20 protein-coding genes and 1 pseudogene are annotated in these 24,978 nt (G+C 42.9%); 14 read left to right on the forward strand and 7 right to left on the reverse strand.

Annotated features, from left to right (window positions below; all coding sequences use genetic code 11):
- The first annotated feature begins 133 nt into the window (after positions 1 to 133).
- The 7 genes and pseudogenes from prpB (at position 134) to prpF (ending at position 8,141) form a co-directional block, all read left to right on the forward strand.
- Positions 134 to 1,024: a methylisocitrate lyase gene (prpB, locus tag JMX82_RS01405; RefSeq protein ID WP_201501283.1), complete on the forward strand. Its 891-nt coding sequence runs from the start codon at positions 134 to 136 to the stop codon at positions 1,022 to 1,024.
- A 93-nt stretch (positions 1,025 to 1,117) separates the two neighbouring features.
- Positions 1,118 to 1,762 carry a DUF2059 domain-containing protein gene (locus JMX82_RS01410; protein WP_201539054.1) on the forward strand — a complete coding sequence of 215 codons (645 nt, stop codon included), beginning with the start codon at positions 1,118 to 1,120 and terminating at the stop codon, positions 1,760 to 1,762.
- A 93-nt stretch (positions 1,763 to 1,855) separates the two neighbouring features.
- Entirely contained in the window at positions 1,856 to 2,995 is a 1,140-nt protein-coding gene (gene prpC, locus JMX82_RS01415; RefSeq protein ID WP_201539055.1) for a 2-methylcitrate synthase, read from the forward strand.
- A 319-nt stretch (positions 2,996 to 3,314) separates the two neighbouring features.
- Entirely contained in the window at positions 3,315 to 5,972 is a 2,658-nt protein-coding gene (gene acnD, locus JMX82_RS01420; RefSeq protein ID WP_227676248.1) for a Fe/S-dependent 2-methylisocitrate dehydratase AcnD, read from the forward strand.
- Between the two features lie 201 nt (positions 5,973 to 6,173).
- A pseudogene (locus JMX82_RS01425) lies at positions 6,174 to 6,422 on the forward strand (type II toxin-antitoxin system Phd/YefM family antitoxin); the annotation flags it as partial.
- A 113-nt stretch (positions 6,423 to 6,535) separates the two neighbouring features.
- A complete protein-coding gene (locus JMX82_RS01430) occupies positions 6,536 to 6,796 on the forward strand; it encodes a Txe/YoeB family addiction module toxin (protein ID WP_037025847.1) in 261 nt (86 codons plus the stop codon).
- Between the two features lie 91 nt (positions 6,797 to 6,887).
- Positions 6,888 to 8,141, forward strand: a complete 1,254-nt coding sequence (gene prpF, locus JMX82_RS01435) for a 2-methylaconitate cis-trans isomerase PrpF (RefSeq protein WP_201539057.1) — start codon at positions 6,888 to 6,890, stop codon at positions 8,139 to 8,141.
- Here prpF and JMX82_RS01440 read toward each other — a convergent pair.
- Positions 8,138 to 8,602 carry a DMT family transporter gene (locus JMX82_RS01440; protein WP_201539058.1) on the reverse strand — a complete coding sequence of 155 codons (465 nt, stop codon included), beginning with the start codon at positions 8,600 to 8,602 and terminating at the stop codon, positions 8,138 to 8,140. The genes prpF and JMX82_RS01440 overlap by 4 nt on opposite strands.
- Positions 8,603 to 8,716: 114 nt before the next feature.
- Between JMX82_RS01440 and JMX82_RS01445 the strand changes: the two genes are divergently transcribed.
- The 3 genes from JMX82_RS01445 to JMX82_RS01455 all read left to right on the forward strand — a co-directional run bounded on the left by JMX82_RS01445 (position 8,717) and on the right by JMX82_RS01455 (position 12,957).
- Positions 8,717 to 10,570 carry an ABC transporter ATP-binding protein gene (locus JMX82_RS01445; RefSeq protein ID WP_227676249.1) on the forward strand — a complete coding sequence of 618 codons (1,854 nt, stop codon included), beginning with the start codon at positions 8,717 to 8,719 and terminating at the stop codon, positions 10,568 to 10,570.
- 71 nt (positions 10,571 to 10,641) lie between these two features.
- The gene (locus tag JMX82_RS01450) at positions 10,642 to 11,268 is read left to right on the forward strand and encodes a GNAT family N-acetyltransferase (protein WP_087815402.1); all 627 of its coding nucleotides are present in this window, start codon (positions 10,642 to 10,644) and stop codon (positions 11,266 to 11,268) included.
- 144 nt (positions 11,269 to 11,412) lie between these two features.
- Positions 11,413 to 12,957 carry a bifunctional 2-methylcitrate dehydratase/aconitate hydratase gene (locus JMX82_RS01455; protein WP_201539059.1) on the forward strand — a complete coding sequence of 515 codons (1,545 nt, stop codon included), beginning with the start codon at positions 11,413 to 11,415 and terminating at the stop codon, positions 12,955 to 12,957.
- A 121-nt stretch (positions 12,958 to 13,078) separates the two neighbouring features.
- On the opposite strand, the gene JMX82_RS01460 is transcribed toward JMX82_RS01455, so the two are convergent.
- Positions 13,079 to 13,870 (reverse strand): SDR family oxidoreductase, encoded by a 792-nt coding sequence (locus JMX82_RS01460; protein WP_201539060.1) that lies wholly within the window; start codon positions 13,868 to 13,870, stop codon positions 13,079 to 13,081.
- A 240-nt stretch (positions 13,871 to 14,110) separates the two neighbouring features.
- Here JMX82_RS01460 and JMX82_RS01465 point away from each other — a divergent pair, with 240 nt between their 5' ends.
- Together JMX82_RS01465 and JMX82_RS01470 are read left to right on the forward strand one after the other, a co-directional pair.
- Positions 14,111 to 15,475 carry a DUF2868 domain-containing protein gene (locus JMX82_RS01465; protein WP_201539061.1) on the forward strand — a complete coding sequence of 455 codons (1,365 nt, stop codon included), beginning with the start codon at positions 14,111 to 14,113 and terminating at the stop codon, positions 15,473 to 15,475.
- A 130-nt stretch (positions 15,476 to 15,605) separates the two neighbouring features.
- Positions 15,606 to 17,240 (forward strand): DUF3482 domain-containing protein, encoded by a 1,635-nt coding sequence (locus JMX82_RS01470; RefSeq protein WP_201539062.1) that lies wholly within the window; start codon positions 15,606 to 15,608, stop codon positions 17,238 to 17,240.
- Positions 17,241 to 17,278: 38 nt separating this feature from the next.
- Here JMX82_RS01470 and JMX82_RS01475 read toward each other — a convergent pair whose 3' ends face one another.
- From JMX82_RS01475 to JMX82_RS01485, 3 genes are all read right to left on the reverse strand, one after another.
- Complete coding sequence (locus JMX82_RS01475; protein ID WP_201539063.1) at positions 17,279 to 18,304, reverse strand: ArsA family ATPase; 1,026 nt, start codon at positions 18,302 to 18,304, stop codon at positions 17,279 to 17,281.
- A 33-nt stretch (positions 18,305 to 18,337) separates the two neighbouring features.
- Positions 18,338 to 18,631: a cory-CC-star protein gene (locus tag JMX82_RS01480; protein ID WP_201539064.1), complete on the reverse strand. Its 294-nt coding sequence runs from the start codon at positions 18,629 to 18,631 to the stop codon at positions 18,338 to 18,340.
- 112 nt (positions 18,632 to 18,743) lie between these two features.
- Positions 18,744 to 20,423: a carbon starvation protein A gene (locus tag JMX82_RS01485; protein ID WP_055125815.1), complete on the reverse strand. Its 1,680-nt coding sequence runs from the start codon at positions 20,421 to 20,423 to the stop codon at positions 18,744 to 18,746.
- A gap of 296 nt (positions 20,424 to 20,719) precedes the next feature.
- Between JMX82_RS01485 and JMX82_RS01490 the strand changes: the two genes are divergently transcribed.
- Positions 20,720 to 21,388: a hypothetical protein gene (locus tag JMX82_RS01490; protein WP_055125814.1), complete on the forward strand. Its 669-nt coding sequence runs from the start codon at positions 20,720 to 20,722 to the stop codon at positions 21,386 to 21,388.
- A gap of 102 nt (positions 21,389 to 21,490) precedes the next feature.
- Complete coding sequence (locus tag JMX82_RS01495; RefSeq protein WP_045447249.1) at positions 21,491 to 22,054, forward strand: hypoxanthine-guanine phosphoribosyltransferase; 564 nt, start codon at positions 21,491 to 21,493, stop codon at positions 22,052 to 22,054.
- An 80-nt stretch (positions 22,055 to 22,134) separates the two neighbouring features.
- On the opposite strand, the gene JMX82_RS01500 is transcribed toward JMX82_RS01495, so the two are convergent.
- Together JMX82_RS01500 and recD are read right to left on the reverse strand one after the other, a co-directional pair.
- Positions 22,135 to 22,653, reverse strand: a complete 519-nt coding sequence (locus JMX82_RS01500; RefSeq protein WP_201539065.1) for a MepB family protein — start codon at positions 22,651 to 22,653, stop codon at positions 22,135 to 22,137.
- 37 nt (positions 22,654 to 22,690) lie between these two features.
- Positions 22,691 to 24,904 carry an exodeoxyribonuclease V subunit alpha gene (recD, locus tag JMX82_RS01505; RefSeq protein WP_201539066.1) on the reverse strand — a complete coding sequence of 738 codons (2,214 nt, stop codon included), beginning with the start codon at positions 24,902 to 24,904 and terminating at the stop codon, positions 22,691 to 22,693.
- Positions 24,905 to 24,978: the final 74 nt, after the last annotated feature.

The following is a 24,978-nucleotide window of genomic DNA, read 5'->3' on the forward strand; positions in this document are numbered from 1 at the left end:
ATATTAGTTTTAATAAAATATTTATTTAAATTATTTAAATTATTGTGCTCAAACAATGCTTTGCACTCACTGATTATTGGGTATAATCGAACACAATAACGATAATACTATCTCTCTATGCAAGGACACTCACATGACTTTACCTTCAGCAGGCGCACGCTTTCGCAGTGCTTTGACCCAAAAAAATGATAATAACCAGCCACTACAAATTGCAGGTGCTATCAATGCCTATACTGCAATGATGGCGACCCAAGTCGGTCACCAAGCGTTATATCTCTCTGGTGCTGGTGTGGCAAATGCCTCATTTGGTCTTCCTGATTTGGGTATGACTAGCCTTGATAATGTACTAGAAGATGCACGACGTATCACTGACGCAGTTGATACGCCGTTATTAGTAGATATCGATACTGGTTTTGGTGGCGCGTTTAACATTGCACAAACCATCAGAAAAATGGAAAAAGCAGGCGTGGCAGCGGTACATATCGAAGATCAAGTCGCTCAAAAGCGCTGTGGTCATCGCCCAAATAAAGAAATCGTCAGTATTTCAGAAATGGTTGATCGCTTAAAAGCGGCATTGGATGCCAAAACTGACCCTGATTTTGTGGTCATGGCACGTACGGATGCGTTATCGGTAGAAGGTCTTGATGCTGCTGTCGAGCGCGCTGTTGCCTTCCAAGAAGCAGGCGCAGACATGATTTTTGCCGAGGCGTTAACCGATATCGAAATGTATCGTAAGTTCACTGACGTATTGGATATCCCAGTACTCGCCAACATGACAGAGTTTGGTCAGACCGACCTTTACACCACTGATCAACTATATAGCGTGGGTGTCGAGATGGTGTTGTACCCACTATCAGCATTCCGTGCGATGAACAAAGCGGCATTAAACGTTTATCAGCATCTATTGACTGATGGCACACAAGAAAAAGTTGTTGATACCATGCAAACCCGCATGGAGCTGTATGATTTCTTAAATTATCATGAGTTTGAGCAGACACTAGACAAGCTATTTGCTAATAAGTAGTTAAGAATTAGTTATTGGCAATACTGAAAAGATAGCTCACATTTGAGTGTGTTATCTTTTCGAAATCCGTCTTCATTTACTTTTAGGTTATTTATGCCATTTTTTACTGCTAATACTGCTTTTAAAACGTCACTACTGAGCAGCACGCTTGCGGCGCTATTATTCATGACGGGCTGTGATAAAACACCAGAAACCGCTGATGATACGACCAGTGGTGCAAGCACTGCTGAAGTTGATGCTACCAAAGATGCTCCTGCACCTGCCACTCAAGATGACTTGGTCATGACGACGATTACGTTAGATACCGTCGACAGTCTATTGTTCGCACCAGTTATCAATAGTGGTGCACTCAGTGCTGAGCAAGTCAGCTGCCTTGAATCACGTGACAAAGATTTGGGTAAAGCCGAAGTCGATCGTTTCTATAAGAGTCAGTTTACCGATGCAGAGTTACAAGAGTTGGATGACTTTTATACGTCAGAGGTAGGGAAAAAGCTGATTACGTTTGGTAATGAGCAATTGCGTGTCATGAATGGTGAAGAGATTGCAACGCCAATGGCTGATCCTACTCCAGAAGAGATGACTGAGATTCAGACGTTCATGGAATCACCACTGGGTGTCAAGTACATGAAAATCAATAATGCAGAAGGCGAAGGCAGCGCAATGGAAGTTTTGAATGGCCCTATTGAAGCGGAGTTTGAGCGTTGTAATGTCGATTTAGATGGCCCACAGCCTGCGTAACGCTATAGTCAGTCATTAACCAATAAATTTATTATTAGAAACTTAGAAACACCGTTTTTCACCCAAAAAGCTACCCACAAAAGGAATTTCATCATGGCAGCACAAAACCCATCAACAAAAGTATTGTCAGGCGCAGGTCTACGCGGACAAGTCGCTGGCAAGACCGCGCTATCTACCGTCGGCAAGTCAGGATCAGGTTTGACGTATCGCGGTTATGACGTGTCAGAACTGGCAGACAAATGCGTCTTTGAAGAAGTGGCCTACTTGCTGCTTTATGGCAACTTGCCAAACCAAAGCGAGCTTGGCGCTTACCAAGCCAAGCTCAAAAGCTTACGTGGCTTACCGCAGTCATTAAAAGACGTCCTTGAGCGTATCCCTGCCGAATCGCATCCAATGGATGTATTACGTACTGGTTGCTCTATGCTGGGTAACTTAGAAACAGAAATGAGTTTTGATGAAGAAAACGACCAAGCAGATCGCATGCTTGCGGTATTCCCTTCTATCATCAATTACTGGTATCGTTTTACCCATGACAACGTGCGTATCGAAACCGAAACTGATGATGCCACCATTGGCGGTCACTTCTTGCATTTGCTAAAGGGTGAAAAACCAAACGAGCTACACACAAAAGTGATGAACGTGTCTCTTATCTTGTACGCAGAGCATGAGTTTAACGCTTCAACCTTTACCGCACGTGTCTGTGCCTCTACGCTATCTGATATCCATTCTTGTATAACAGGTGCGATTGGCTCATTGCGAGGCCCTCTTCATGGCGGCGCTAATGAGGCGGCAATGGATATGATTGAAGGCTTTAGCTCACCTGATGAAGCCGAAGAAGAAATGATGGGTATGCTGGCGCGTAAAGACAAAATTATGGGCTTTGGTCATGCCATCTATAGCGAGTCAGATCCACGTAACGTGGTGATTAAAGGCTGGGCTGAAAAACTGGCGGCGGATGTTGGTGATGAAGTGCTATACCCAGTATCAGTACGCTGTGAAGAAGTCATGTGGCGCGAGAAAAAACTGTTCTGTAATGCTGACTTTTTCCACGCATCTGCTTATCACTTCATGGGCATCCCAACCAAGCTGTTCACACCAATCTTTGTTTGCTCACGTCTAACAGGTTGGGCAGCACACGTATTTGAGCAACGTGCCAATAACCGTATTATCCGCCCAAGTGCGGAATATACCGGTGAAGAGCTACGCCCAGTACCAGAGATGAATGCGCGTTAAGCTTATTATTAAGTAGCTGTTATTCAGTTTTGAATGATGATTGTTCAGTGCTTTTTGCCAAATAATTACTATCAGCTAGCAATAGTGCTGGCTGGTAACGATATGATGATTGAGCCTTATTGTCTGTTTGGGCTTAATCGTCATACGCTGTCTTTTTCATATAAACATTTCTTTATATAAACCACGTCTTTTTACTTTTCAATATCGCTTCTTTAGCAAAGCCTATAATAACGAACGATGATTTTGCTAAAGGAATGACTTTTACCTAATATTGACGTTTAACGATTTATTATAATTAGCCAACAGCCAAAGGTGACTTATGGACAACGCCCTCGTACAACCAATGAACGAACAATTCAAAAAACAGCTTCCAGATACTGATCTTTATTACTTTGACACCCGTGAGGCTGTCGAGAGTATCGAAGCTGGTGCTTATGACAAGCTACCATTCTGCTCAAAAGTATTGTGTGAAAACTTGGTACGCCGTTGCCCACCAGAAGAGTTAACCGATGCGCTAAAGCAGCATATCGAAGGCAAGCAAGACCTCGACTTTCCTTGGTACCCTGCCCGCGTGGTTTGTCATGATATTTTGGGTCAGACGGCGTTTGTTGATTTGGCAGGTCTACGTGATGCCATCGCTGAGCAAGGCGGTGACCCATCAAAAGTAAATCCGATTGTACCAACGCAATTAATTGTCGACCATTCACTAGCCGTTGAGCATGCAGGCTTTGAAGAAAATGCATTTGAGAAAAACCGTGCTATCGAAGAACGCCGTAATGATGACCGTTTTCACTTTATCAACTGGTGTCAGTATGCCTTTGATAACGTCAACGTTGTACCACCTGGTAACGGCATCATGCACCAAATTAACCTAGAAAAAATGTCACCTGTGGTACAAGTGGTAAAAAATAAAGCCGGGGAACAAGTCGCTTTTGCTGATACCTTAGTCGGTACTGACAGTCATACACCAATGGTTGATGCTTTAGGTGTCATCTCAATCGGTGTTGGCGGGCTTGAAGCTGAAAGCGTGATGTTGGGCAATCCATCATATATGCGCCTGCCTGATTACGTCGGCGTTAAGCTAACGGGCAAACTGCAAAAAGGCATTACCGGTACAGATCTCGTACTGGCGATGACGGAATTCTTGCGTGATGCAGGTGTGGTCTCTACTTATATTGAATTCTTCGGTGACGGTGCGCGCCAGCTTACTGTAGGCGACCGTGCCTCTATCTCCAACATGACGCCTGAGTATGGCGCAACGGCTGCGATGTTCTATATCGATGAACAAACTATCGATTACTTACGCCTAACTGGTCGTAGTGAAGATCAGATTAAACTGGTTGAGCAGTATGCCAAACAAACCGGTCTATGGGCTGATGGTATGGAGAAGGCCGAGTACGCGCGTGTGCTTGAGTTTGATTTGTCAGCTGTCGTCCGTAACATGGCGGGCCCTTCACGCCCGCATGCTCGCGTATCAACCACCGATTTGGTAGCAAAAGGTATTGCACATGGTGCTGACGAAAAACTGCCTGAACCAAAAGACGGGTTAATGCCAGATGGTGCGGTTATCATTGCCGCCATTACTAGCTGTACCAATACTTCTAACCCACGCAATATGGTCGCTGCTGGTCTAGTCGCCCGTAATGCCAACGCCAAAGGTCTATTACGGAAACCTTGGGTGAAGTCTTCACTAGCACCTGGCTCTAAAACGGTGAAAATGTACTTAGAAGAAGCAGGTCTGATGCCTGAGCTACAAGAAATCGGCTTTGACGTGGTTGGCTTTGCTTGTACCACTTGTAATGGCATGAGTGGTGCGCTTGATCCTGATATCGAGAAAGAAATCATTGATAATGATTTATTCACCACTGCCGTGTTATCCGGTAACCGCAACTTTGATGGCCGTATCCACCCTTATGCCAAACAAGCATTCTTGGCATCACCACCACTGGTTATTGCTTATGCTATCGCCGGTAATATCCGTTTTGATATCGAAAAAGACTCGTTAGGCAAAGACCAAGACGGCAATGACGTTTATCTAAAAGATATCTGGTTTGATGATGACGAAGTTGATGCCATCGTCGCCAAAGCGGTGAAGCCTGAACAATTTAACGCTGTTTATATCCCAATGTTTGATGAAGCTAAAAAAGACACAGGTAAAGCATTAAGCCCACTATATGACTGGCGTGAACAGACTACTTATATCCGCCGTCCGCCGTATTGGGAAGGCAAAATGGCAGCGATGAATAAGCTAAAAGGCATGCGTCCGTTAGCGGTGCTTGGTGATAATATCACCACTGACCATTTATCACCGTCTAATGCGATTTTGGGTGACTCAGCAGCTGGCGAGTACCTTGATACTATGGGTCTGCCTGCGGAAGATTATAACTCTTACGCGACCCATCGCGGCGACCATTTAACCGCCCAACGTGCAACCTTTGCCAATCCTAAGCTATTGAATGAGATGGTACGTGACGAGAAAGGTGAAGTAATACAAGGTTCGCTTGCTAGAGTAGAGCCTGAAGGTCAAGTCATGCGTATGTGGGAAGCGATTGAAACCTATATGAACCGCGAGCAGCCACTCATCATCATCGCAGGTGATGGCTATGGTCAAGGATCAAGCCGTGACTGGGCTGCTAAAGGTGTACGTTTAGCGGGTGTTGAAGTAGTGGTTGCTGAAGATTTTGAGCGTATCCATCGTCAAAACTTAGTCGGTATGGGCGCACTACCTTTGCAATTTAAAGAAGGTGTCAATCGTAATACCCTAAATATCGATGGTACTGAAATATTCGATATCGAAGGCGAAGTGTCGGCTGGTGGTGAGATGACATTGGTCATTAACCGCACAGATGGTACTGTCGATAAAACCTTAGTGAAATGTCGTTTAGATACCGCTGATGAAGTTAAAATGTATAACGCTGGCGGTATGCTCCAGCGCTTTGCTAAAGAGTTTATCGATGGCACGTTAGATATTGCGTAAGCATCATAAGTTTTGAGTAATCAAAGAGCCGATGTTATATAGAGATATGGCATCGGTTTTTATTTTCTTTTGCACTCTATAAACTTAGCCTTCTTGCTTATATCTGAATATTGGATAATAGCTAAATATTGAGTTTGTCCTACCAATAGCGTAATATGTACTATATATTGTACAAGTTATATATTATTAGAGGAGTAAGCCATGAGAGTCGTTAGTTTTTCAGAAGCTAGAAAGCATTTAAAATCTGTATTAGATACGGTAAACGATGATGCCAACGCCACTATCGTGACTCGCCGTGACGCTGATGATGCAGTCGTTATGTCGCTTGATTATTACAATAGCCTAATGGAAACCGTCTATCTATTAAAATCTCCTGCCAATGCGGCGCACTTAGCGGACTCTATTGCCCAGTACAAAGCTGGCAAAACTGTTAAGCGCGAGCTAATTGATACAGCAGAAGACAGTGACAAAAGTGATGATAGCAGCAATCACAATGAGCATACGGATAGCGATATTGAGAACGCTTGAAATCGAAGGCTTCAATAAATCTAAAAGGTCTAATAATGAGTGAGCAACTAGCATGGACAGATGCCGCATGGAAGGACTACCTATACTGGCAAACCCAAGATAAAAAGACACTCAAACGTATTAACAAACTCATCACCGAATGTAAGCGTAATCCGTTTGAAGGCATTGGCAAACCTGAACCGTTAAAAGAAAACTTATCTGGATTTTGGTCAAGACGCATCGATGACGCCAATCGGTTGGTGTACGCCGTTGATGATAACTATTTGACGATTATTTCGTGTCGCTATCATTATTAACGGGCGTTCTTAGTCGTTCATGTTTACTTACTGATGGCAACATATCCATTCTATATCCATTCTTATAACAATATAAAAAGGACTTAATACAGTGGCTAAGACTAATTCTCAATCAAACACTCCTTTCGCTCCACAACTATCTGTCCCAGCCACCTATATGCGTGGCGGCACCTCAAAAGGCACATTTTTTAAACTGTCTGATTTACCTGAGCGTTGCCAAGTCGCTGGCGAGTCGCGTGATAATTTCCTATTGCGGGTTATCGGTAGCCCTGATCCTTATGGTAAGCAAATCGACGGCTTAGGCAATGGCAGCTCTAGCACCTCAAAAACAGTCATCTTATCTGAGTCTTCTAGATCAGACCACGATGTGAACTACTTGTTTGGACAGGTCAATATCGCCAAGCCAATGATTGATTGGGCGGGTAACTGTGGCAATTTGACCGCAGCAGTCGGTGCCTGTGCCATTAATATGGGTCTGGTCGATGCCGACAAAATTACTAATAGTATTGATGAGAATGCGGACAGCGGTATTTGTGAAGTACGCATTTGGCAAGAGAATATTGGTAAAACGATTATCGCTCATGTACCTGTTTATACTGATGGGCAAGGAAAAGTGCAAGTACAAGAAACCGGCGATTTTGAACTAGACGGTGTGACCTTCCCTGCTGCTGAAGTCAAAATCGAATTTATTGATCCCGTTGATTCATCAAGCGACATGTTCCCCACTGGCAACTTGGTCGATGATTTTGATGTCTCTGGCTGTGGTCTAAATACTGATAGTGTCAAAGCAACCTTTATCAGTGCAGGTATTCCAACCATCTTTATGAAAGCAGAAGATTTAGGCTTTACTGGCACTGAGTTGCAAGGTGATATTAATAGCGATAGTGAGCTACTTGCCAAGCTTGAAAACATCCGTGCCAAAGGCGGCGTTGCGATGGGTTTATTTGAAGACGTCAGTGAAGCACAAACCAGTCAACATATTCCTAAAATCGCTTGGGTTGCTCCTGCGCAAAGTTATACCGCTTCAAGTGGCAAAGCCGTTGAGGCGAATGAGATTGATTTAGTTGTACGTGCCATGAGTATGGGTCAATTACATCATGCGATGATGGGCACAGCAGCGGTTGCAATAGCAGCGGCAGCAACGACACAAGGTACATTGGTCAATGAAGCGGCAGGTGCAGGCGAGCTGACCGAGGTGCGTTTTGGTCATCCTTCAGGGACACTACTCGTCGGTGGAAAAACCGAGCAAGTCGATGGACGCTGGCAAGCCAAAAAAGTCTCGATGAGCCGCTCGGCACGCCGTATTATGGTTGGTGAAGTGTTTGTACCAGCGGATAGTTTTTAACCATTAGCTTTACTCTCGCCATATATCATTAACATCCCGCCTATAGTGACTAAGGCTAAACCAGAGATTTTATAGATATCTATTGTTTTAACCTCTAAGCCAAATAAGCCAGTTTGGCTTAGAATCAAGGCAAAATACATTTGCCCTAGAAAAACCCAGAGCAATGTATTACCTGCGCCTATTTTTGGCGCAGCAATAAACATAAACAAGATATAAAAGCTGCCCAAAAATCCTGGTAACCACATCCACCATGTCGCATTTTCAATTATTGGCGGCTTGATACCACCACTCGTCATATATGACAGGACTAAAGAAGCCAATGCACCTCCTAAGTATAAATAAAAGGTAGATTGGATCTGCGAGGCTTGCGTACTTTCTCGAAAAGCGTTGACAATAGCCAGCTGTAGCGGAACAATGGCACCGCCTAACAGGCTAATCAAGATATAAGGAAGCATTTTCAAATGGCTTCTACCAAAAGAGAACAAAGAATGGTTCTACATAATACCAAACTTTATTTCAATAATTTAATATAAATGTGATTTAGTAAAATATTAAAATCCATGAGCTAAGTTTTTATGCCAACATCTCCCCAGCCACGCCATGTGCAGTTAGATAAAAAGCCGCCACTCAAAAAAACGGAGCGGCGCGCTTTGCTGTGGGATATCCTCAAAAAGCTTGCCGTCTTTGCCGCGCCATATAAAGTTTTAATTATTGCCACACTGATACTAACGGTGCTTGGCTCCTTTACAGCGCAAGTTAATGCCTTTGTGCTGCGCTATGCCGTTGATACTTTGACCGAAATCGCTACCCTCGCTGAGCCTTGGGAAGCTGGCGTGCGCATGCTGACCATTATCAGTGCGGTACTCTTAACCAAAGAGATATTATCGATATTCATCTCGTTTGGGCAACGCTTCTTCGGCGAAAAGATTCGTATCAATCTATCACGTGATTTATCGCAAAAAATCATTGAGCGCATCCTCACCTACCGCATGGCATTTTATACCAGTAGCGAAAACGACAGCGGCAAGTTGCAAACCCGTATCGACTATGGCGTCAGCAGCTTAACCAGTTTAGTGCAAAACTTCTTTATCGATATGCTACCGCTATTTGCCAGTGCGATCGTCTCACTCATCATTATGTTTTCGACCAATTTTTGGATAGGCTTGGTCGGTCTTATTATCATCCCCATTTACTTTTTCATCAGTCAAAAACAAGCGCGGCGTCTACAAGGATTCCGTCGGCAGATGCGTGGCTATCGAGAAGCCAAAAGTGGCTTGGTTATCTCCTTGATCAACTCCATCAGCGTGGTGAAATCCTTTGTTCGTGAGTCGATAGAAGCAGAAAAGCATTTAACCATTCAAAAAGACATGACTGACAATCAGCTGCGTATTCGCAGTATTGGTTTTATTTATGATGCGATAAAGACCTTTATTGAGCAAATTGGTGTGGTCGTTATTATTCTGCTAACATCCTACTTTGTTTTAAAAGGCGAGATGACCATCGGTATGATTTTATTCCATGTCATGCTATTCCAAAACGTCGCCGCCCCTATTCGTCAATTGCATCGTATCTATGATCAGATTAATAACGCCCTGACTTACGCTGAAGGTTTCTTTGATATATTAGAAGATGAAAGCCAAGTTGAAGATATCGCGGGCAGAAGTAGTAAAAATTTAAAAGGTCATATTGAGCTGAAAAACGTCGATTTCACGTACCCGAATGGCACGCAAGCGCTCAAAGATGTCAGCTTTACTATCAAGCCCAATCGTATTACTGCGCTGGTGGGTTTAAGTGGTGCTGGCAAGAGTACGATTATCAGCTTATTGGTAAAGTTTTATGCGCCAGATAGCGGCACTATATGGCTAGACGGGCATAATTTAGCTGACTGCGATACTCATGAATTGCGTCAAAATATCGGTTTGGTACTACAAAGCAATCATATCTTTTCGGGTACGATTAGCGAAAATATCCGCTATGGCGATATGAATGCGACTGAGGAAGATATTATCATTGCAGCAAAAAAAGCCTCCATTCATGAGCAAATTATTAATTTAGCAAAAGGCTATGAGAGTACAGCAAAGTCATTGTCTGGTGGTCAACAGCAGCGTATCGCGCTCGCACGGATGTTTTTAAAAGATCCACCCATTGTGTTTTTGGATGAGCCAACCGCTAGCCTCGATGCCATCGCCAGCCAACAAGTGAAGAAAAGTCTAGATCTCATCAAAAAAGATCGTACCGTGATCATGGTCTCGCATAATATTGCCCAAATTATCGATGCGGATGACTTGGTCGTGATAGAAGATGGTCGCGTGGTTGAAACCGGTACGCATGAAGGGCTATATGAGAAACACGGCAAGTATTTTGAGATATTCAATGCCATGTCGGATAGCTTAAATTTGGATAAAATCAGCCAGACTCTAAAGGGTTAGGAATGGTTAATGTGTGCCTAAATCGTTATAATGCCAATCTTTTACCGCCTATTTCCAGAAGCTAGCCCACTATGACTTGTGAATTTTCTATCAAAACCTTTGATGAGCTGACCTCAGTTGATCTGTATCATATTTTAAAAGCCCGATCACAAGTGTTTGTGGTTGAGCAAAACTGCGCCTATCAAGATATGGATGAGGTGGACTTTGATTGCCTACATCTGATCGCGCATCAAAACGAGGCGTTGGTAGGCTACTGCCGTATCATTCCGCCTGAATTTAATAAGTTAAAATCCAATCTATCGGTCGCTGACCCTACGATTAAGACCAATCATACTGCTATGCCTGCCATCGGTAGAGTGCTGGTATTATCAGAGCACAGAGGTGACGGTATAGCGCGGCAGATGATGATTCATGCCATTGCGCACTGCCGTAAAAAATATGGCAAGAAGCGCCCAATTATACTCTCTGCACAAGCCTACTTACTTAGCTTTTATGAGTCCTTGGGGTTTGTACCTGAAGGCGATCATTATCTCGAAGATAACATAGAGCATGTAAAAATGGTTCTATACGTTGCCAAGAAAAACAAAGTACAAAAAGAGCGTACTGAGTCTGCCTCCACAACGAACAAAGTATTAAGTTTTCTGCTGTTCATCATGGCGGCTTTATTTGTGTTAGGTCTGCTATATTTGATGATTTAAGCGCGCCGCAAGGTTTTAATTTTTAACATAATTCAGTTTGGTTGTTTCATATTGAGTATGCTACTTTTAAATGATGGCTAATTTAAAAAGATGACCGATATAATGGGTCAAGGAAGTAGCACACTCAAGGAAGAGGAGACAACCATGTCAAATGATAATTCAGATACAACAAATTCAAATAAAAATGATGCAACGGTAGAAAGCAATGTCCGTCCAGAATATGACATTGAGATTCAAAAAATTGCTGATTATGTGCTTAATTATTCGATAGATAACGACTCCCCCAATAGCGCAGATGCTTGGAATACTGCGCGTCATTGCTTGATGGATACGCTTGGCTGCGGTCTGCTTGCGCTACGTTTCCCTGAATGTACTAAGCATCTGGGTCCTGATTGTGCCGATCAGCTCACACCTAATGGCGCGCGCGTTCCGGGTACAGCCCACAGACTAGATCCTATCAAAGCTGCCTTTGATATCGGCTGTATGGTGCGCTGGCTAGATTATAATGACACGTGGCTGGCTGCTGAATGGGGACACCCTTCGGACAATTTAGGCGGTATCCTAGCAGTCGCCGATTATATCAGCCAACAAAATGTCAGTCGCAATCATCCGCCATTAACCATGCGTGAGGTGCTTGAGGCTATGATTATGGCGCATGAGATTCAGGGGGTAATTGCACTCGAAAACTCATTCAACCGTGTGGGTCTTGATCATGTGTTTTTAGTTAAATTGGCCTCTACCGCTGTGGTCGCCAAGCTCTACAAATTGCCACGTGAGCGTATCATGGCTGCCATCTCGCAGGCGATCGTCGATGGTCAGGCGTTGCGTACCTATCGTCATGCACCCAATGCCGGTAGCCGTAAATCTTGGGCGGCAGGCGACGCTACCAGTCGTGCGGTACGCTTGGTTGACATTACTCGTCGCGGTGAAATGGGTATCCCTGGGGCACTCTCTGCACCGCAATGGGGGTTTTATGATGTAGTGTTTAGCCATACCAATAAAGACTTAGCCCTGAAACCTGCAAACGAGCGCCGTTTTACTTTCCAGCGTGAGTTTGGCAGTTACGTGATGGAAAACATCTTATTTAAGTTAAGCTTTCCTGCCGAGTTTCATGCGCAGACTGCTTGTGAGGCTGCTGTGATTTTACATCCACGTATTGACGATAGAATCGATGATATTGAAAAAATTGTCCTGACCACTCATGAATCTGCGATTAGAATTATCTCTAAAGAAGGCACATTGGCCAACCCTGCGGATCGCGATCATTGTTTGCAATATATGGTCGCGGTGCCTCTGCTCACTGGCGATTTAATGGCAGAAAACTATGAAGACGATTATCATGCACAGCACCATGTTTTGATCGATGGTCTACGCCGCAAAATGATCGTAGAAGAAGATGCGGGTTATTCAAAAGATTACCATGACCCAAGCAAGCGCTCGATTGCCAATGCCATTCAGATATTTTTTAAAGATGGTAGCAGTACCGACAAGGTTGTGGTCGAATACCCTATCGGACATAAGCGCCGCCGTACTGAGGGCTTGCCAATATTAGAAGCCAAATTTCGTGCCAGTTTAGCAACGCGATTTATCGACAGTCGCTGTCAGGATATTTTTGCGCTTTGTAGCGATCAAAAACGCTTAGAGCACACACCTGTACATGAGTTTATGGACTTGTTTATGGCGAATTAAGCATGTGCCTATCTAAAAACAACCCTTATCTTATCAATAACATAGGGCGTGTTCTCATATTAAGGACACGCCCTATTTTTATCTCTTGAATTGGCTTTGTGAACGTTTCAATCATTTAGAGCTACCAAGGTATGGATTCCCCTGCCCAGTCAACAAAGATTCCTGATTGCAACGCTGTCATACGGTTAAGCACTTCTAATAAGCATTCCGCACTGTAGGCTGGCGAGAACAACTGACCTTCGGCCACATTACCTTGAAAAGGGGCTGATAGTTGCGTATTTACCGTTCCTGGTTGCATGACAACTACGCACACGTCTTTAAGCGAGCGACTCCATTCAATACTCAGGTTTTTCATGCCCATATTGAGTGCCGCTTTACTCATACGATAGCTATACCAGCCGCCCAGCTGATTGTCACTGATACTGCCAACACGTGCAGATATCGTCGCAAAGATTGCGGGCTTGTCATTACTACGCGCAGATTTGGCTAATAGTGGTCTAAAATGCTTGGCAATGAGTAAGCTGGCTAAGGCATTCACTTGCATGTTTTGTAAAAAGAAATCAGTCTCAACCTGACGCAGCGCTTTTTCTGGCTGCTGCGTCGCCGTATGTAATAACCCTGCACAATTGATAATCCAATCAATATGAGTGGTTTGCTGCTGAATAACCTCGGCTGCTTGTTGGATACTCTGTTCGTCGCAGAGGTTCATGGATATCCAATGCAGATTGTCAGCCCCAAAATCAGGTACATTGTGATGATAAGTTGCAAAAACATGAATACCCTGTTTTCCACCATTATCGGTATTCGCATTCTCATCCTTATTGTCACTGGCAGTACCATTTAATAAGTGTTCAATCATCGCTCTACCAATGCCGCCTGTACCGCCAACGATTAGATATGTTCTGTTATTCATGATGATTCCTTTTTTGGATTCTCTTTAACCGCGTTTTTTTACCCTCTGTTTTTTCACACTATTGTTATTATCATTGTGTTCATTATTCATTTTGGCTGATTTTTATTGTCTTTACTATGATAAAAATGCTTAATAAATGTTCATTTTTTAACATTTGGCGAAGGCGTGTCCTCATATATACGCTACAATAATCAAGAATTATCTCCTACATAAACGCCTTTATATGGATGTTATCGTATTATGCTATCACCCCAAGATCAATTGACTGAGTTGGTACGCACGCTTGAGACGCAGCAACATGTCTTTGCCACTGACCCGCTACTTATCACGGAAAAACTACAAGGTGAGGATGGCAAACCCATTCAAAAATTGCACCGCCGAGCTTCACGTATCGATAGTAACGGTGCGCTGGCACGAGTATTGGGCAAAATTGACGGGCGTATTAAAGGCATCATGGTGGTCATGAGCGTGGTGTGGTGTATCTCGGGATTTTTGGGCTTATTCACCTTACTACAGACCAATGTGGTGAATTTCTTTTATGTATTGGTTTGTTTACTGGGTTTTCATACCATTATGCTGTTAGGCTGGCTGGTGATGAGCCTGATTAATCAAGGCAAGCAGTCTTCGAATTGGTTTGCCAATTTTGTCAGTCCCAGTTATCTGATACGTGGCAAGGATGATGTTACCAAGGCGGCAGTCGACTTGTACGAGCGCCAATTACAGCATAGCGGGATGCGCTGGTATTTGGGGAGATTTAGTCATCAGTTATGGCTGGCAACGTTGACAGGCATGCTGCTGGCGATTATTTTCCTGTTGATTGTGCGTCAGTATAGCTTTAGCTGGGAGTCGACTTTACTATCCGATCAAGCGCTAATTACCTTGACACAGGTACTTGGCTGGTTACCAAGTATGGTGGGATTCGATGTGCCAGATAGCAACGCTATTGTACAGAGTCGCTTGGTGACTGATGCGATGCCATTGACTGTTGCGCGGCAATGGGCAGGCTTATTGGTTGGTAGTTTGCTGATGTACGGTATTGTACCAAGAGCGATTGCTTGGGCGTTTTGTGCATTGATGTTCCGTCGTAAAAAGATGCGGTTGGACATCAAGCAGCTCTATTATCAAAAGATTTTAAGCTTTTGGCAACGTCAGGTGGTAGATGCTGATGACTTTAATGAAGTGCCCGCTCCTATTGCGCCAAAAGCAGCTGTCAGCGCTGGCAAGAAGCTGGTTGCTTTGCTTGAGTATCCAGCAGAGCAGGATAACTGGTGGGTTGCAGGTCTGGATGCCAATATTAATAATAGCGATATTGAAAATTTTGGCATTATTGATGATCGTGATGACATGGCACGTTTGAAGAGCTATTTAGACAATCATCCAGTGCAGGTCTTACTTGGTATTCATCATAAGGCCTTACCTGACCGTGGCACATTGCGTAAACTTGATCAAATCGCCCGCCATGCAAAAGATGGGCTCATTGTGCAGCTGCTGAGTGATTCAAGCGCTTTAGACTTAACCAAGCAGGTTGCAGACCATCAAGATGTTCGTTATCAGCAGTGGCAAACCGCACTCTCTGCCCGCAACATTGGTCTAGTGAATACTTGATTGACTAGCCAAAATGGGATTATCAGTTACTTAAGACAAATGGTTAGTATTAATACCTAAATAGCACACAATTTGTTCTACAATAAAAGCCACTGTATGTTTTGGTCATTAATAAATATAAGACGATATTATGAATAATGATAATAAAAAAGAGAACTATGAACACAATAAGCCTGCTGGTCTCTTTGCAGATAAGGCTTATGAGGCAACCCCTAATACCGCAAACAGCACTTTAAAATCAGCTGTAACTGAGTCAGTGGAAACTCAAGACAATCAACCTTTATCAACTGAACCATTAACAACAACGACAAGTATGACAAGGAAAACCATCGCCAGTGGTGAACCGCTAAAATTGGCCGTCGTTGGTCATACCAATACGGGCAAGACATCCATACTACGTACACTATTGCGTGACGTCTATTTTGGTGAAGTCAAAAACGAAGCCGCAACTACCCGTCATGTAGAGCAAGCCAAATTAACAGACAGCCAAATGGGCGAAGTGTTGGTGGTATTGTATGACACACCGGGTTTAGAAGATGCGTCAGGATTGATGGATTGGTTAGAGGACAATACGGCCAGCCGCCGTGATGGTATTGAGCGCCTGCAGCAGTTTTTGGCAGCAGATATTGCCCAAGGTGGTGATGCGCTAAATAGCAATGAGGACTATAGCCAAGAAGCCAAAGTTATCCGTCAGCTGTTGGCAAGTGATATGGCTATTTATGTCGTCGATGCACGTGAGCCGGTACTCGGTAAATATAAAGACGAGTTAGCTATTCTATCTTGGGCAGCGATTCCTGTTATGCCGGTATTTAATTTCACTGACGCTCAGGATGCCAATATCGACGAGTGGCAGACCATGCTAGCGCGTCGTAATTTGCATATTTCTACACGCTTTGACTCCGTGGCTTTTGAATTTAACGATGAGATGCGTCTATGGCAAAATCTTGCGACTATGCTCACTCACTCTGAGATGCTTGAGCAGTTGATGGCACGTCGTACTGAAGACTGGGCACAGCTTTATGACGAGGCCAACATTATCATTGCTGATTTTTTAATCAATGTTGCTGCTTTTGTTCGTGAGATTAGTGAAGATGACGACCCAATGCCAGTATTACAGCAAATGCAAGAGGCAGTGAGACAAAGTGAACGGGCTATGCAGAACAACTTGCTCAATTTATATAAGTTTTATGACAATGACGTAGCGGCAACGCCACTTGAGCTAAAAGCCTATCAACAAGATCCGTTTGACCCTGAGCTGCTAAAAAGTTACGGTATTCGCACCACTTCTGGCGCGGCAGCTGGCGCGTTATTGGGTCTTGGCATCGATGCTGCAGCACTTGGCACTACTTTAGGATTAGGTGCTGCCATTGGCGGTATCGCAGGTGGGCTGTTATCTAATACAAGTAGTATTGCCGATAGAATCACTGGGGTAAAACGTTTGTATATCGACCCTGCTACCCTAACCTTGCTGGCCACTCGAGCCATAGATTTATTGACAGCATTGCGCCATCGTGGTCATGCAGCAACTGATGCCACGCAATTGCTGTATAAAGGTGAGAAATCCAGTATTGAACAGTCGTTAGATGACGAAAGCACCACTGTCACACCATGGCCGACACATAAATTGCCAAGTGAGCTAAAAAAAGCTCGTGGCAAACCGCAATGGTCATCGCTCAGTAGTGGTAAATCTGAACAAGCTCAATTATTACGCGCAGATATGGCATGGTCGCTGGCAAGTAAGCTACAGTCTTATAAACCTGAGTAATGATCGTCAAGTTTGATTAAAGTTGTAGATGTGATTGCTTAATGAGATGGGTATAATAATGCACTTAAGGCAAAAGTACCGAGTACATCCGTTTGTTGCAGATATATTGGGTATAGCGGATACTTGGGAAAGCTTTGCTCAATATCTTGCATTAATTGTTGCTGGCGCGCAGCTCGATGACGCCAAAACGCATCAGACTGGGTCGGTGCTATCAACTGATTGATAACGATGGCGGCTGGCATAAGTTTACTGTCTTCTAACTGCTCTATCGCCCGCTTGGTTTCAGCCAATGGCAAGACGTCAGCCGTCATCACTAATACAATGGCGGTTTGTGTACGGTCATGAAGCAGCAACCCTGCATGACGAAACAGCTGTTTGCGTTTTTCGAGTACGGATACTGCCTGCTCCCAACGGTCGGATTTTTTTTCGGTAAATGGATTGGCTAAATCATTGTCATTTTTTTGCTGGATTTTTTGTTCATGACTGCCCAAATGATTTGCCACTGAGCGCAGTTTTGCCTGCCGCCGCTGCTGAGCGAGCAATCCATCCGTCCATGCCCCCATCATCTCAGGCAGGACTAATAAACGCAGTGTATGTCCCGTCGGTGCGGTATCAAAAATAATATGCTCATAGCCGGCATCTGCTGCTGCAACCAAGTGCTGGCACATAGATTCGAGCATCGCGGCTTCTTGTGCACCAGGCGCTGATTTTGATAGCCGTAGATGCTCGCGAATTTTTGGCATCATATCTGGATTGGCATAAGAGGTAATGGTGCGTTCAACTTGGGCAAAATGCTCATCAACAATGATATCAGGGTTTATTTCAATAGCATCTAGATAAGGAGTTACGACTGTTTTTTGATTTTTGAGCGGGACGTTTAACACATCGCCCAAGCTGTGTGCTGGGTCGGTCGAGACAATCAGTGTCTTTTTGCCTTGATTGGCATAATAGCTGGCAAGTGCGGCGGCAGTGGTGGTTTTACCGACACCGCCCTTGCCACCGATAAATATAATCGGCTGCTTTGCCAGTTGCTCTACCAATGCGGGTAAAGGGTGTAATGCCATACTTGTATCTCATTTTGATGAATTCAAAGGAAACTAGCAGCAACCTACATGGTCAAAAGGGCATCTATCCATGCCCATACGTGTATGCCATTCATGGAAGTTTTCTAAAAACAAAGGCTGCAATTCTAGCGTATAAAAGCTGGCTGGATTATCGATACCTAAGCTTTCCGCAAACATGAGTAGCATAAAAAAATCTTCCTCATCACGCGCAGCGCGTGCCATCGTTTGACGATAAGGCGCATGATAAAACTCGTTTAACCCAGCCGCAAACCGTTGCCACCATGGCGCAATATTTTTTATAGATTTTGTTATATCTGCCTTTTCCATAATGACCCTTATTTTGCGTATATTTATTATCTATCATGCCTATATGAGACAAAAAACGCCAGCAATTGCTGCTAGCGTTTTATCTGACATTTCATTAATTATTTAAGAGGGTTTAGAGATTACTTTTGCCTCTGTGTATCGACCATTCTTTACGGAGTACTGATAAACTCTCAAACGTTACTAAGATTGTGGCTATCAAGATAATGATATCCATAATAATAAGTAACCAGTTACCGTCATTGAAAAAGGTTTTTAGCTGAATCAATAACGCAAAAACCGTCATGACCAGTAAGAATGACAATGGCCCCAAGGTATACCACACAGGTCTGCCTTTACGTAACAAGATAACAGTGACAATCATCAAGGTTAATGCAGCCATTAGCTGATTCGTCGTGCCAAATAACGGCCAAATAATCATACCGCCAGCACCATCGATGCCACCAGCACCAAAGGCTAATAACAAACAGCTACCAACGGCAAGCAATGTTGCCACCACACTTTTATTTAAAACTGGCAGTTTATAAATTTCACCAAACTCTTGGAAAATATAACGTTGCAGACGTACCCCAGTATCCATCGTAGTACCAGCGAACAATGCTGCCATTACCGTCAGCATCGTCTGTGATAAAACCATATCAATACCGACGCCTGCATTCAGTATGGTTGCACCGCCATCAATAAAGGCACCAATAGAGCCGTCACCAAATTTTTGATAAACCGCTTGCCAGTCGCCAAGGGTTGCAAAGCCCGCCGTTGCCGCGAGTATTGCACCCAGTGCCAGCATCCCCTCACCCATGGCACCGAAGTAACCAACGAATCGTACATCTTCTTCTTTATCAATCTGTTTGGATGTTGTACCCGTTGCCACCAATCCATGAAAGCCTGAAATTGCACCACAAGCAATGGTCACAAACAATAAAGGCACCATAGATGGTGTGCCGATTGGCAATGCCGTGTTTATCGCTGGCGCGACAATATTCGGCGTAGCGATAAAGATGGCAGCGTATAACAAAATTAGACCGACAAATAACTGTAAGCCATTGATGTAATCGCGCGGCTGCAAGAGCATCCAAACCGGTAATAAAGAAGCGATTGCCGCATAAGCAAACAAGATAATAATCCAAACAGCATTGTCAGGTAAGCCTAAGAATGTTTCAGGTAATACGACAGGGAACATAGGACCAAGATAAATAAGCCCATATAAAGCCGTGACCCCAATGATTGATACCCAAACCAGATTCATCTTATAGCGATAAATACACTGACCGATAATAAAGGCGACTATCAAAGCCCCCCAAACAGGTAGCACAGCGGACGGGGTTTTTATCATCATATTAGCAATAGCGACACCAAATACCGCATTTACCATGAGTAATAATAAGAAGATAACGATCATCATCAAGCTACGTACACGTGTACCCATGACGGTACCAGCAATCGAACCAATCGACTGACCTCGATTACGCATACTAGCCCAAATGGCTGACATATCGTGGACACCTGCCATAAAAATCGTGCCCAATACTACCCAAATGATAGCAGGTACCCAGCCCCAAATAACCGCAATGGCAGGACCAATAATCGGAGCTGCCCCTGCGACTGAAGTAAAATGATGTCCCCATAGCACGTATTTATTGGTAGGGATATAATCCACCCCATCTTTCATAGTATGCGCTGGCGTGGGGATACTGTTATCCAATGCCAAGATTTTAGTAGCGATAAATTTTGAGTAAAACAGATAACCGCAAAGCATCGCGGCAACAGCAAACACTAGCACGATTGCACTATTCATCTTATCTCTCCTTAGACAAGTAATAGGTAGCCTTATAAGTTCAAGCTTTTTAATTTAGAATATAAAAAATATGTTAAATTAGTCGGCGACTAGTGACTTAGCGCACCTGTCCAAAGGCTGTTTATAGAAGTACTGTGGTATCATCATCCATTAATAAGGCTTTGCATTCTATCGTTAGCACATGTCACTAGTCAGCATATGGTGAGTCTTTGACTGCAACCCATTTAGATACTAACTGATTTAACGACAAATGTAACGCTGGTTAAACATGAAAAACAACAAATAAAGGAAGCACCATGGCGCATTATTTTGGGTTTGTACCTTCAGATAAATTGAAAGCATTAATCATTGACGCTGAGCAAGTGATTGCCTCAAATGAGGAGGTCGAATACTACCCATATCGTGATGCCCTGACGCATCAAACAGCACGTGATCTAATCGACAATTTGTTGATTGGATTGGTAGATATTATTCCAAACCCTGAACGTCAAGCTTCAATGCGCAAAATTGTTGGCACAGTTGAAAAAGCAACAGATACACTGCTTAACATCTTACTCGGTAAAGAGAATAACGAAGAAGTGATGCCAAGCTTTCATTTCTTGAGAGATCGGGCGACGTTTATTGATAATGAAGGTGTAAAACGAGTGGGTTTCAAATTATCTGATGCAGATGCGCAAACCATCGAAAAAGGCTTTGCTGCTATCACACCTGAGCAAGTAGATATGAAAGCCTTTAAAACAGCGCTTGAAACCATGAATGAAGAGACATTGACTCATTTTATCAGCCGCTATGCTGAAACGCTGAAACTTGGCATGATTAAACGCAAAGCTGTTCCAGTTGCCAAAGCCGCCATTGATAAAGGCATGAGTATGGCCTTAAATAAGTTGCTACCCGACCTACCGGATCGCTCTTTAAATCGTTTAGCAAACTATTACCGCCCTTTCATCGTAGAAAAGCCAGAATAAATGCCAGTATTTGATTAATTTTGTCTCAAAAGACAGATGGTATTGGGCAAATTCACTAAAATTTGCTAAAATAAGCGGCACTTTTTACCGAAGGCGCACCCGATGACCCAAATCAGCAACCAAGAAATTGAAAAAACATTACGCAACTCAGAGTGCCTTATCAGTAGCATCGAAGTAGCCGCTGCTTATGAGCGCCTTGCCGCCCAACTCAACCTACATTATGCTGGTTTAAATCCAATCGTTATGGTTGTTATGAATGGTGGACTTATTCCAGCTGGTCAACTATTGACTCATTTGACGTTCTATCATCGCATGCATTATATTCATGCATCACGCTATCGTGATAATGCAGGCACCAATGAGCTAGATTGGAAATTCAAACCTGATGTTAGTATCGAAGGTGAGCATGTATTGCTGATTGACGATATTTTTGATGAAGGTATCACGCTAAAAACAGTTGTCGAAGAATTAAGTAAAGAAAAACCTTTATCACTTGAATGTTGTGTGTTGCTTAATAAAGAGCATGATCGTAAAGTTGAAGATTTTGATGTTGATTTTGTCGGTATCAATGTTGCAGATCGTTATGTCTATGGCTGTGGTATGGATTTCCATGGTTACTTGCGTCATCTGCCTGGCATCTATGCCATCAAAGAAGACAAAGTTTAAGTTCTACATTTGAGTTCAAAAAAAGCATCCGATTTGGATGCTTTTTTATTGCTTAGATTTTGCACTTACTGTTAATTTTGCTACTCATACAATGCCCGTATTTTTTCTGTAGGCAGTATTTTTGTACCAGTCACCACGAAGAAATAATCGAGTTGCCAATTCTGTGTCTTCTTAGCGGTATTACTGGTTGGCTTATCCCAGCTAGAATACACCCTGATACCCATCTTACCTTTTGTAAAATGAGACTGAAGAATATTATGTCTAAGCAAGACATTTTTTGGAAAAACAAATTGCCCAAATGTATGGTTGTCTTTAAATGCGGTGATTACTAACAAGTCTGGTGACGAATCATATTGAAAAGATTGATTAATACCTTTGGAATCCTTTTCCCAAAAGGTAACGAACTGCCCTACTTTGGTAGGTGTTTGTTTAGCTACTCTGAATCTAACTGTTTTGACAGTCAGTCTGTTCATTAATTCAAATGTACCAGCAGCATATTCTAGATTTTGTTGTTCTTCTTGAGTTGAAGCAATAATCAATTGGTTGGGCTTATAAATAATTTCATTAATATGCTCTAGCACAGTATCAAAGGTATACAACTCTAGTCCTCTTTTTATATTTTTTAGTATTTATCTATTAACGCTGAGAAAACTGTAATGCCAAACCTGTGTGACGCTCAGTAGGTGTTTGAACAGCCTTTTCAAAAGCAGATTTTGTACTATATATGGTTACCTGTTTCTTAGCACGGGTCACCGCCGTATAAATAAGCTCTTTGCTTAGCAATCTAGCATGACTATTATCAAAAGTAATGGCAACGTGCTCAAACTCAGATCCTTGCGATTTATGAATGGTCATCGCATATGCGGTGGCAATCACCTCTTCGTTTAGCAGATTGACGGGAATCCCCTGTGTTTTATTCTCGAAAAACACTTCTAATCGACTTCTTTCATCCGATGTCTGTAAGCAAAAACCAATATCACCATTAAATAATCCTAACTCATAGTTATTTTGTAAAACCATCACAGGACGACCATGGAACCATGTGTTTTGACCCAGTGGTAGCTTTAGCTCAGTTAGGTGCCATTGAGTGAGATAGTTATTAATGTAGTGATCGCCCCATTCACCATTATGACCAGCACTTAGAATTCTGAACTCATTAAATGTTTCCATTAGTGATGTAATCGTATTTTTTACTGATTCTGGCATGGATTTTTTTATTGGAGTTTTTAGGAGTCTTTTAACTTTATTTATATATTTAATATATTTTAGCGATATTTTTGAAATAATTTTTTTATTACTTAGGCTATTTTTTGTCTTATTATCTTTAAACTCATTTGTTTGCAGCGTATTTACATATTGAAAATTCAAGGCTTCATCCTGCCTTAACAGCTGCCAGATGGCTTGAGTATCTACCTCTGCCTGATTAATTTGGTAGGCAAGTTTGCCAATACCTGATTCTGCGCTAAATCTGCGGCTTTCGGTTAACTCTGCATGAATGGGTTGTAACAGTGGAATACGGCACAAGTCCGCCAACACTGCTCCTGCATCTACCGCTGCTAGCTGGTTTGCATCGCCCAATAGTATCAGCCTTGCACCTGGTTTTACTGCACTTACGAGATAATTAGCCAACTCGACCCCAAGCATCGACGCCTCATCAACGATGATGATATCTTCACCAAGTGGATTGTTAGTATCGTAGCGTGGTCTACCCGTCCGACCAATACCTAACAAGCGATGGATGGTTTTAGCTTCTTGTAACTGTAGATCAATATCTGCTGTATCGAGAGCAGCTTGTAAAGATTCTTGCATGCGCTGGGCAGCCTTACCAGTCGGTGCTGCCAATGCCAGACTGGCACTGTCCGTACTGAATCTAATATTTTCAGCCCCGTATCCCCCACTCTCTGTCGCTTGTTGCAGCGCGATGACTAACTGAGCAACGGTATAGGTTTTACCTGTGCCTGGGCCACCAGTGATAATGCTAAATGCATTATTATTAGCCACATTAATAGCTGCTATCTGCTGATCGTTTAAATTTTTGGGTATTGATATATTTAGAGGGGTTATCTGTTGATTTAAAATAGTATTAATGTGCTGTGCTAAGTTAAATTCTGCTTGCCATGCACGATGTAGCCAAAAAGTTAGTAATACTGCTGAACCTTCTGTGTTTTTGCTGTTAACTTGTTTATAAATAATAGGTTGATTTTTTTTGCTTAGGCTATTTACTTTATCGTTATTATTAATGCTACTATTAACCTCAGCAAACAAATCATGTTCGTTAACTAGGCGTATAAAAAAACTTAAGTCCGTATTTTTCAATAATTGGTATAGCGTAGCAATCATGTCAAAACGCTTGGTTAGCACCTCTTTTTCATGGTTGCTAAGCGCCAATTGCATCCACAGGTGATCTCTCTTATCAAATAGCGTGTCTAGCAATACGAATAGCGACCTTTCAGTTATAGAATCATCTTCTGATTGCGTATTTATTTGGGTATTTATCAGCGCAAAGATTGGCATTGCTAGCATCTCTAATAACTGTTGCTGCCAAGCATATAGCGTAACTGCCTCATCATTGATTTGACCTTGCAATGCTTCTTCATGCTCAGAGGCCTCAATAGTTAATACGGTATGCCCCTCTTCCAAATGAGTCGCTAACATAACGAATAGAGCGGTGAATAAATTACTTTCTTCTGTTTTATCGATTTGCTTACTATCAGTATTAGCTTTTGCCTCTGTTGCGTTATAAGCTAAATACGTTTGCTCGCGGCGTAGCAAGATATAATCACTGATGTTACTAGCCCAGCTTTGTTGTAGCCCAATTACTGCCTTGCTCTCTTTTTTATTATTACTCATAGTATGCTTGTCTCTATGTTGAAATAGTTAATCGATATCATGTCTTTTAGCATTTAATCATTACTTATAGCCTA

The sequence above is a fragment of the Psychrobacter sp. 1044 genome, assembly GCF_904846525.1.
Taxonomy (GTDB): domain Bacteria; phylum Pseudomonadota; class Gammaproteobacteria; order Pseudomonadales; family Moraxellaceae; genus Psychrobacter.

Bases quoted from the DNA above. Each gene is read 5' to 3' on its own strand.
- prpB (WP_201501283.1), top strand. From the start codon at position 134: ATGACTTTACCTTCAGCAGGCGCACGCTTTCGCAGTGCTTTGACCCAA.
- JMX82_RS01410 (WP_201539054.1), top strand. From the start codon at position 1,118: ATGCCATTTTTTACTGCTAATACTGCTTTTAAAACGTCACTACTGAGC.
- prpC (WP_201539055.1), top strand. From the start codon at position 1,856: ATGGCAGCACAAAACCCATCAACAAAAGTATTGTCAGGCGCAGGTCTA.
- acnD (WP_227676248.1), top strand. From the start codon at position 3,315: ATGGACAACGCCCTCGTACAACCAATGAACGAACAATTCAAAAAACAG.
- JMX82_RS01430 (WP_037025847.1), top strand. From the start codon at position 6,536: ATGAGTGAGCAACTAGCATGGACAGATGCCGCATGGAAGGACTACCTA.
- JMX82_RS01445 (WP_227676249.1), top strand. From the start codon at position 8,717: ATGCCAACATCTCCCCAGCCACGCCATGTGCAGTTAGATAAAAAGCCG.
- JMX82_RS01450 (WP_087815402.1), top strand. From the start codon at position 10,642: ATGACTTGTGAATTTTCTATCAAAACCTTTGATGAGCTGACCTCAGTT.
- JMX82_RS01455 (WP_201539059.1), top strand. From the start codon at position 11,413: ATGTCAAATGATAATTCAGATACAACAAATTCAAATAAAAATGATGCA.
- JMX82_RS01460 (WP_201539060.1), bottom strand. From the start codon at position 13,870: ATGAATAACAGAACATATCTAATCGTTGGCGGTACAGGCGGCATTGGT.
- JMX82_RS01465 (WP_201539061.1), top strand. From the start codon at position 14,111: ATGCTATCACCCCAAGATCAATTGACTGAGTTGGTACGCACGCTTGAG.
- JMX82_RS01470 (WP_201539062.1), top strand. From the start codon at position 15,606: ATGAATAATGATAATAAAAAAGAGAACTATGAACACAATAAGCCTGCT.
- JMX82_RS01475 (WP_201539063.1), bottom strand. From the start codon at position 18,304: ATGGCATTACACCCTTTACCCGCATTGGTAGAGCAACTGGCAAAGCAG.
- JMX82_RS01480 (WP_201539064.1), bottom strand. From the start codon at position 18,631: ATGGAAAAGGCAGATATAACAAAATCTATAAAAAATATTGCGCCATGG.
- JMX82_RS01485 (WP_055125815.1), bottom strand. From the start codon at position 20,423: ATGAATAGTGCAATCGTGCTAGTGTTTGCTGTTGCCGCGATGCTTTGC.
- JMX82_RS01490 (WP_055125814.1), top strand. From the start codon at position 20,720: ATGGCGCATTATTTTGGGTTTGTACCTTCAGATAAATTGAAAGCATTA.
- JMX82_RS01495 (WP_045447249.1), top strand. From the start codon at position 21,491: ATGACCCAAATCAGCAACCAAGAAATTGAAAAAACATTACGCAACTCA.
- recD (WP_201539066.1), bottom strand. From the start codon at position 24,904: ATGAGTAATAATAAAAAAGAGAGCAAGGCAGTAATTGGGCTACAACAA.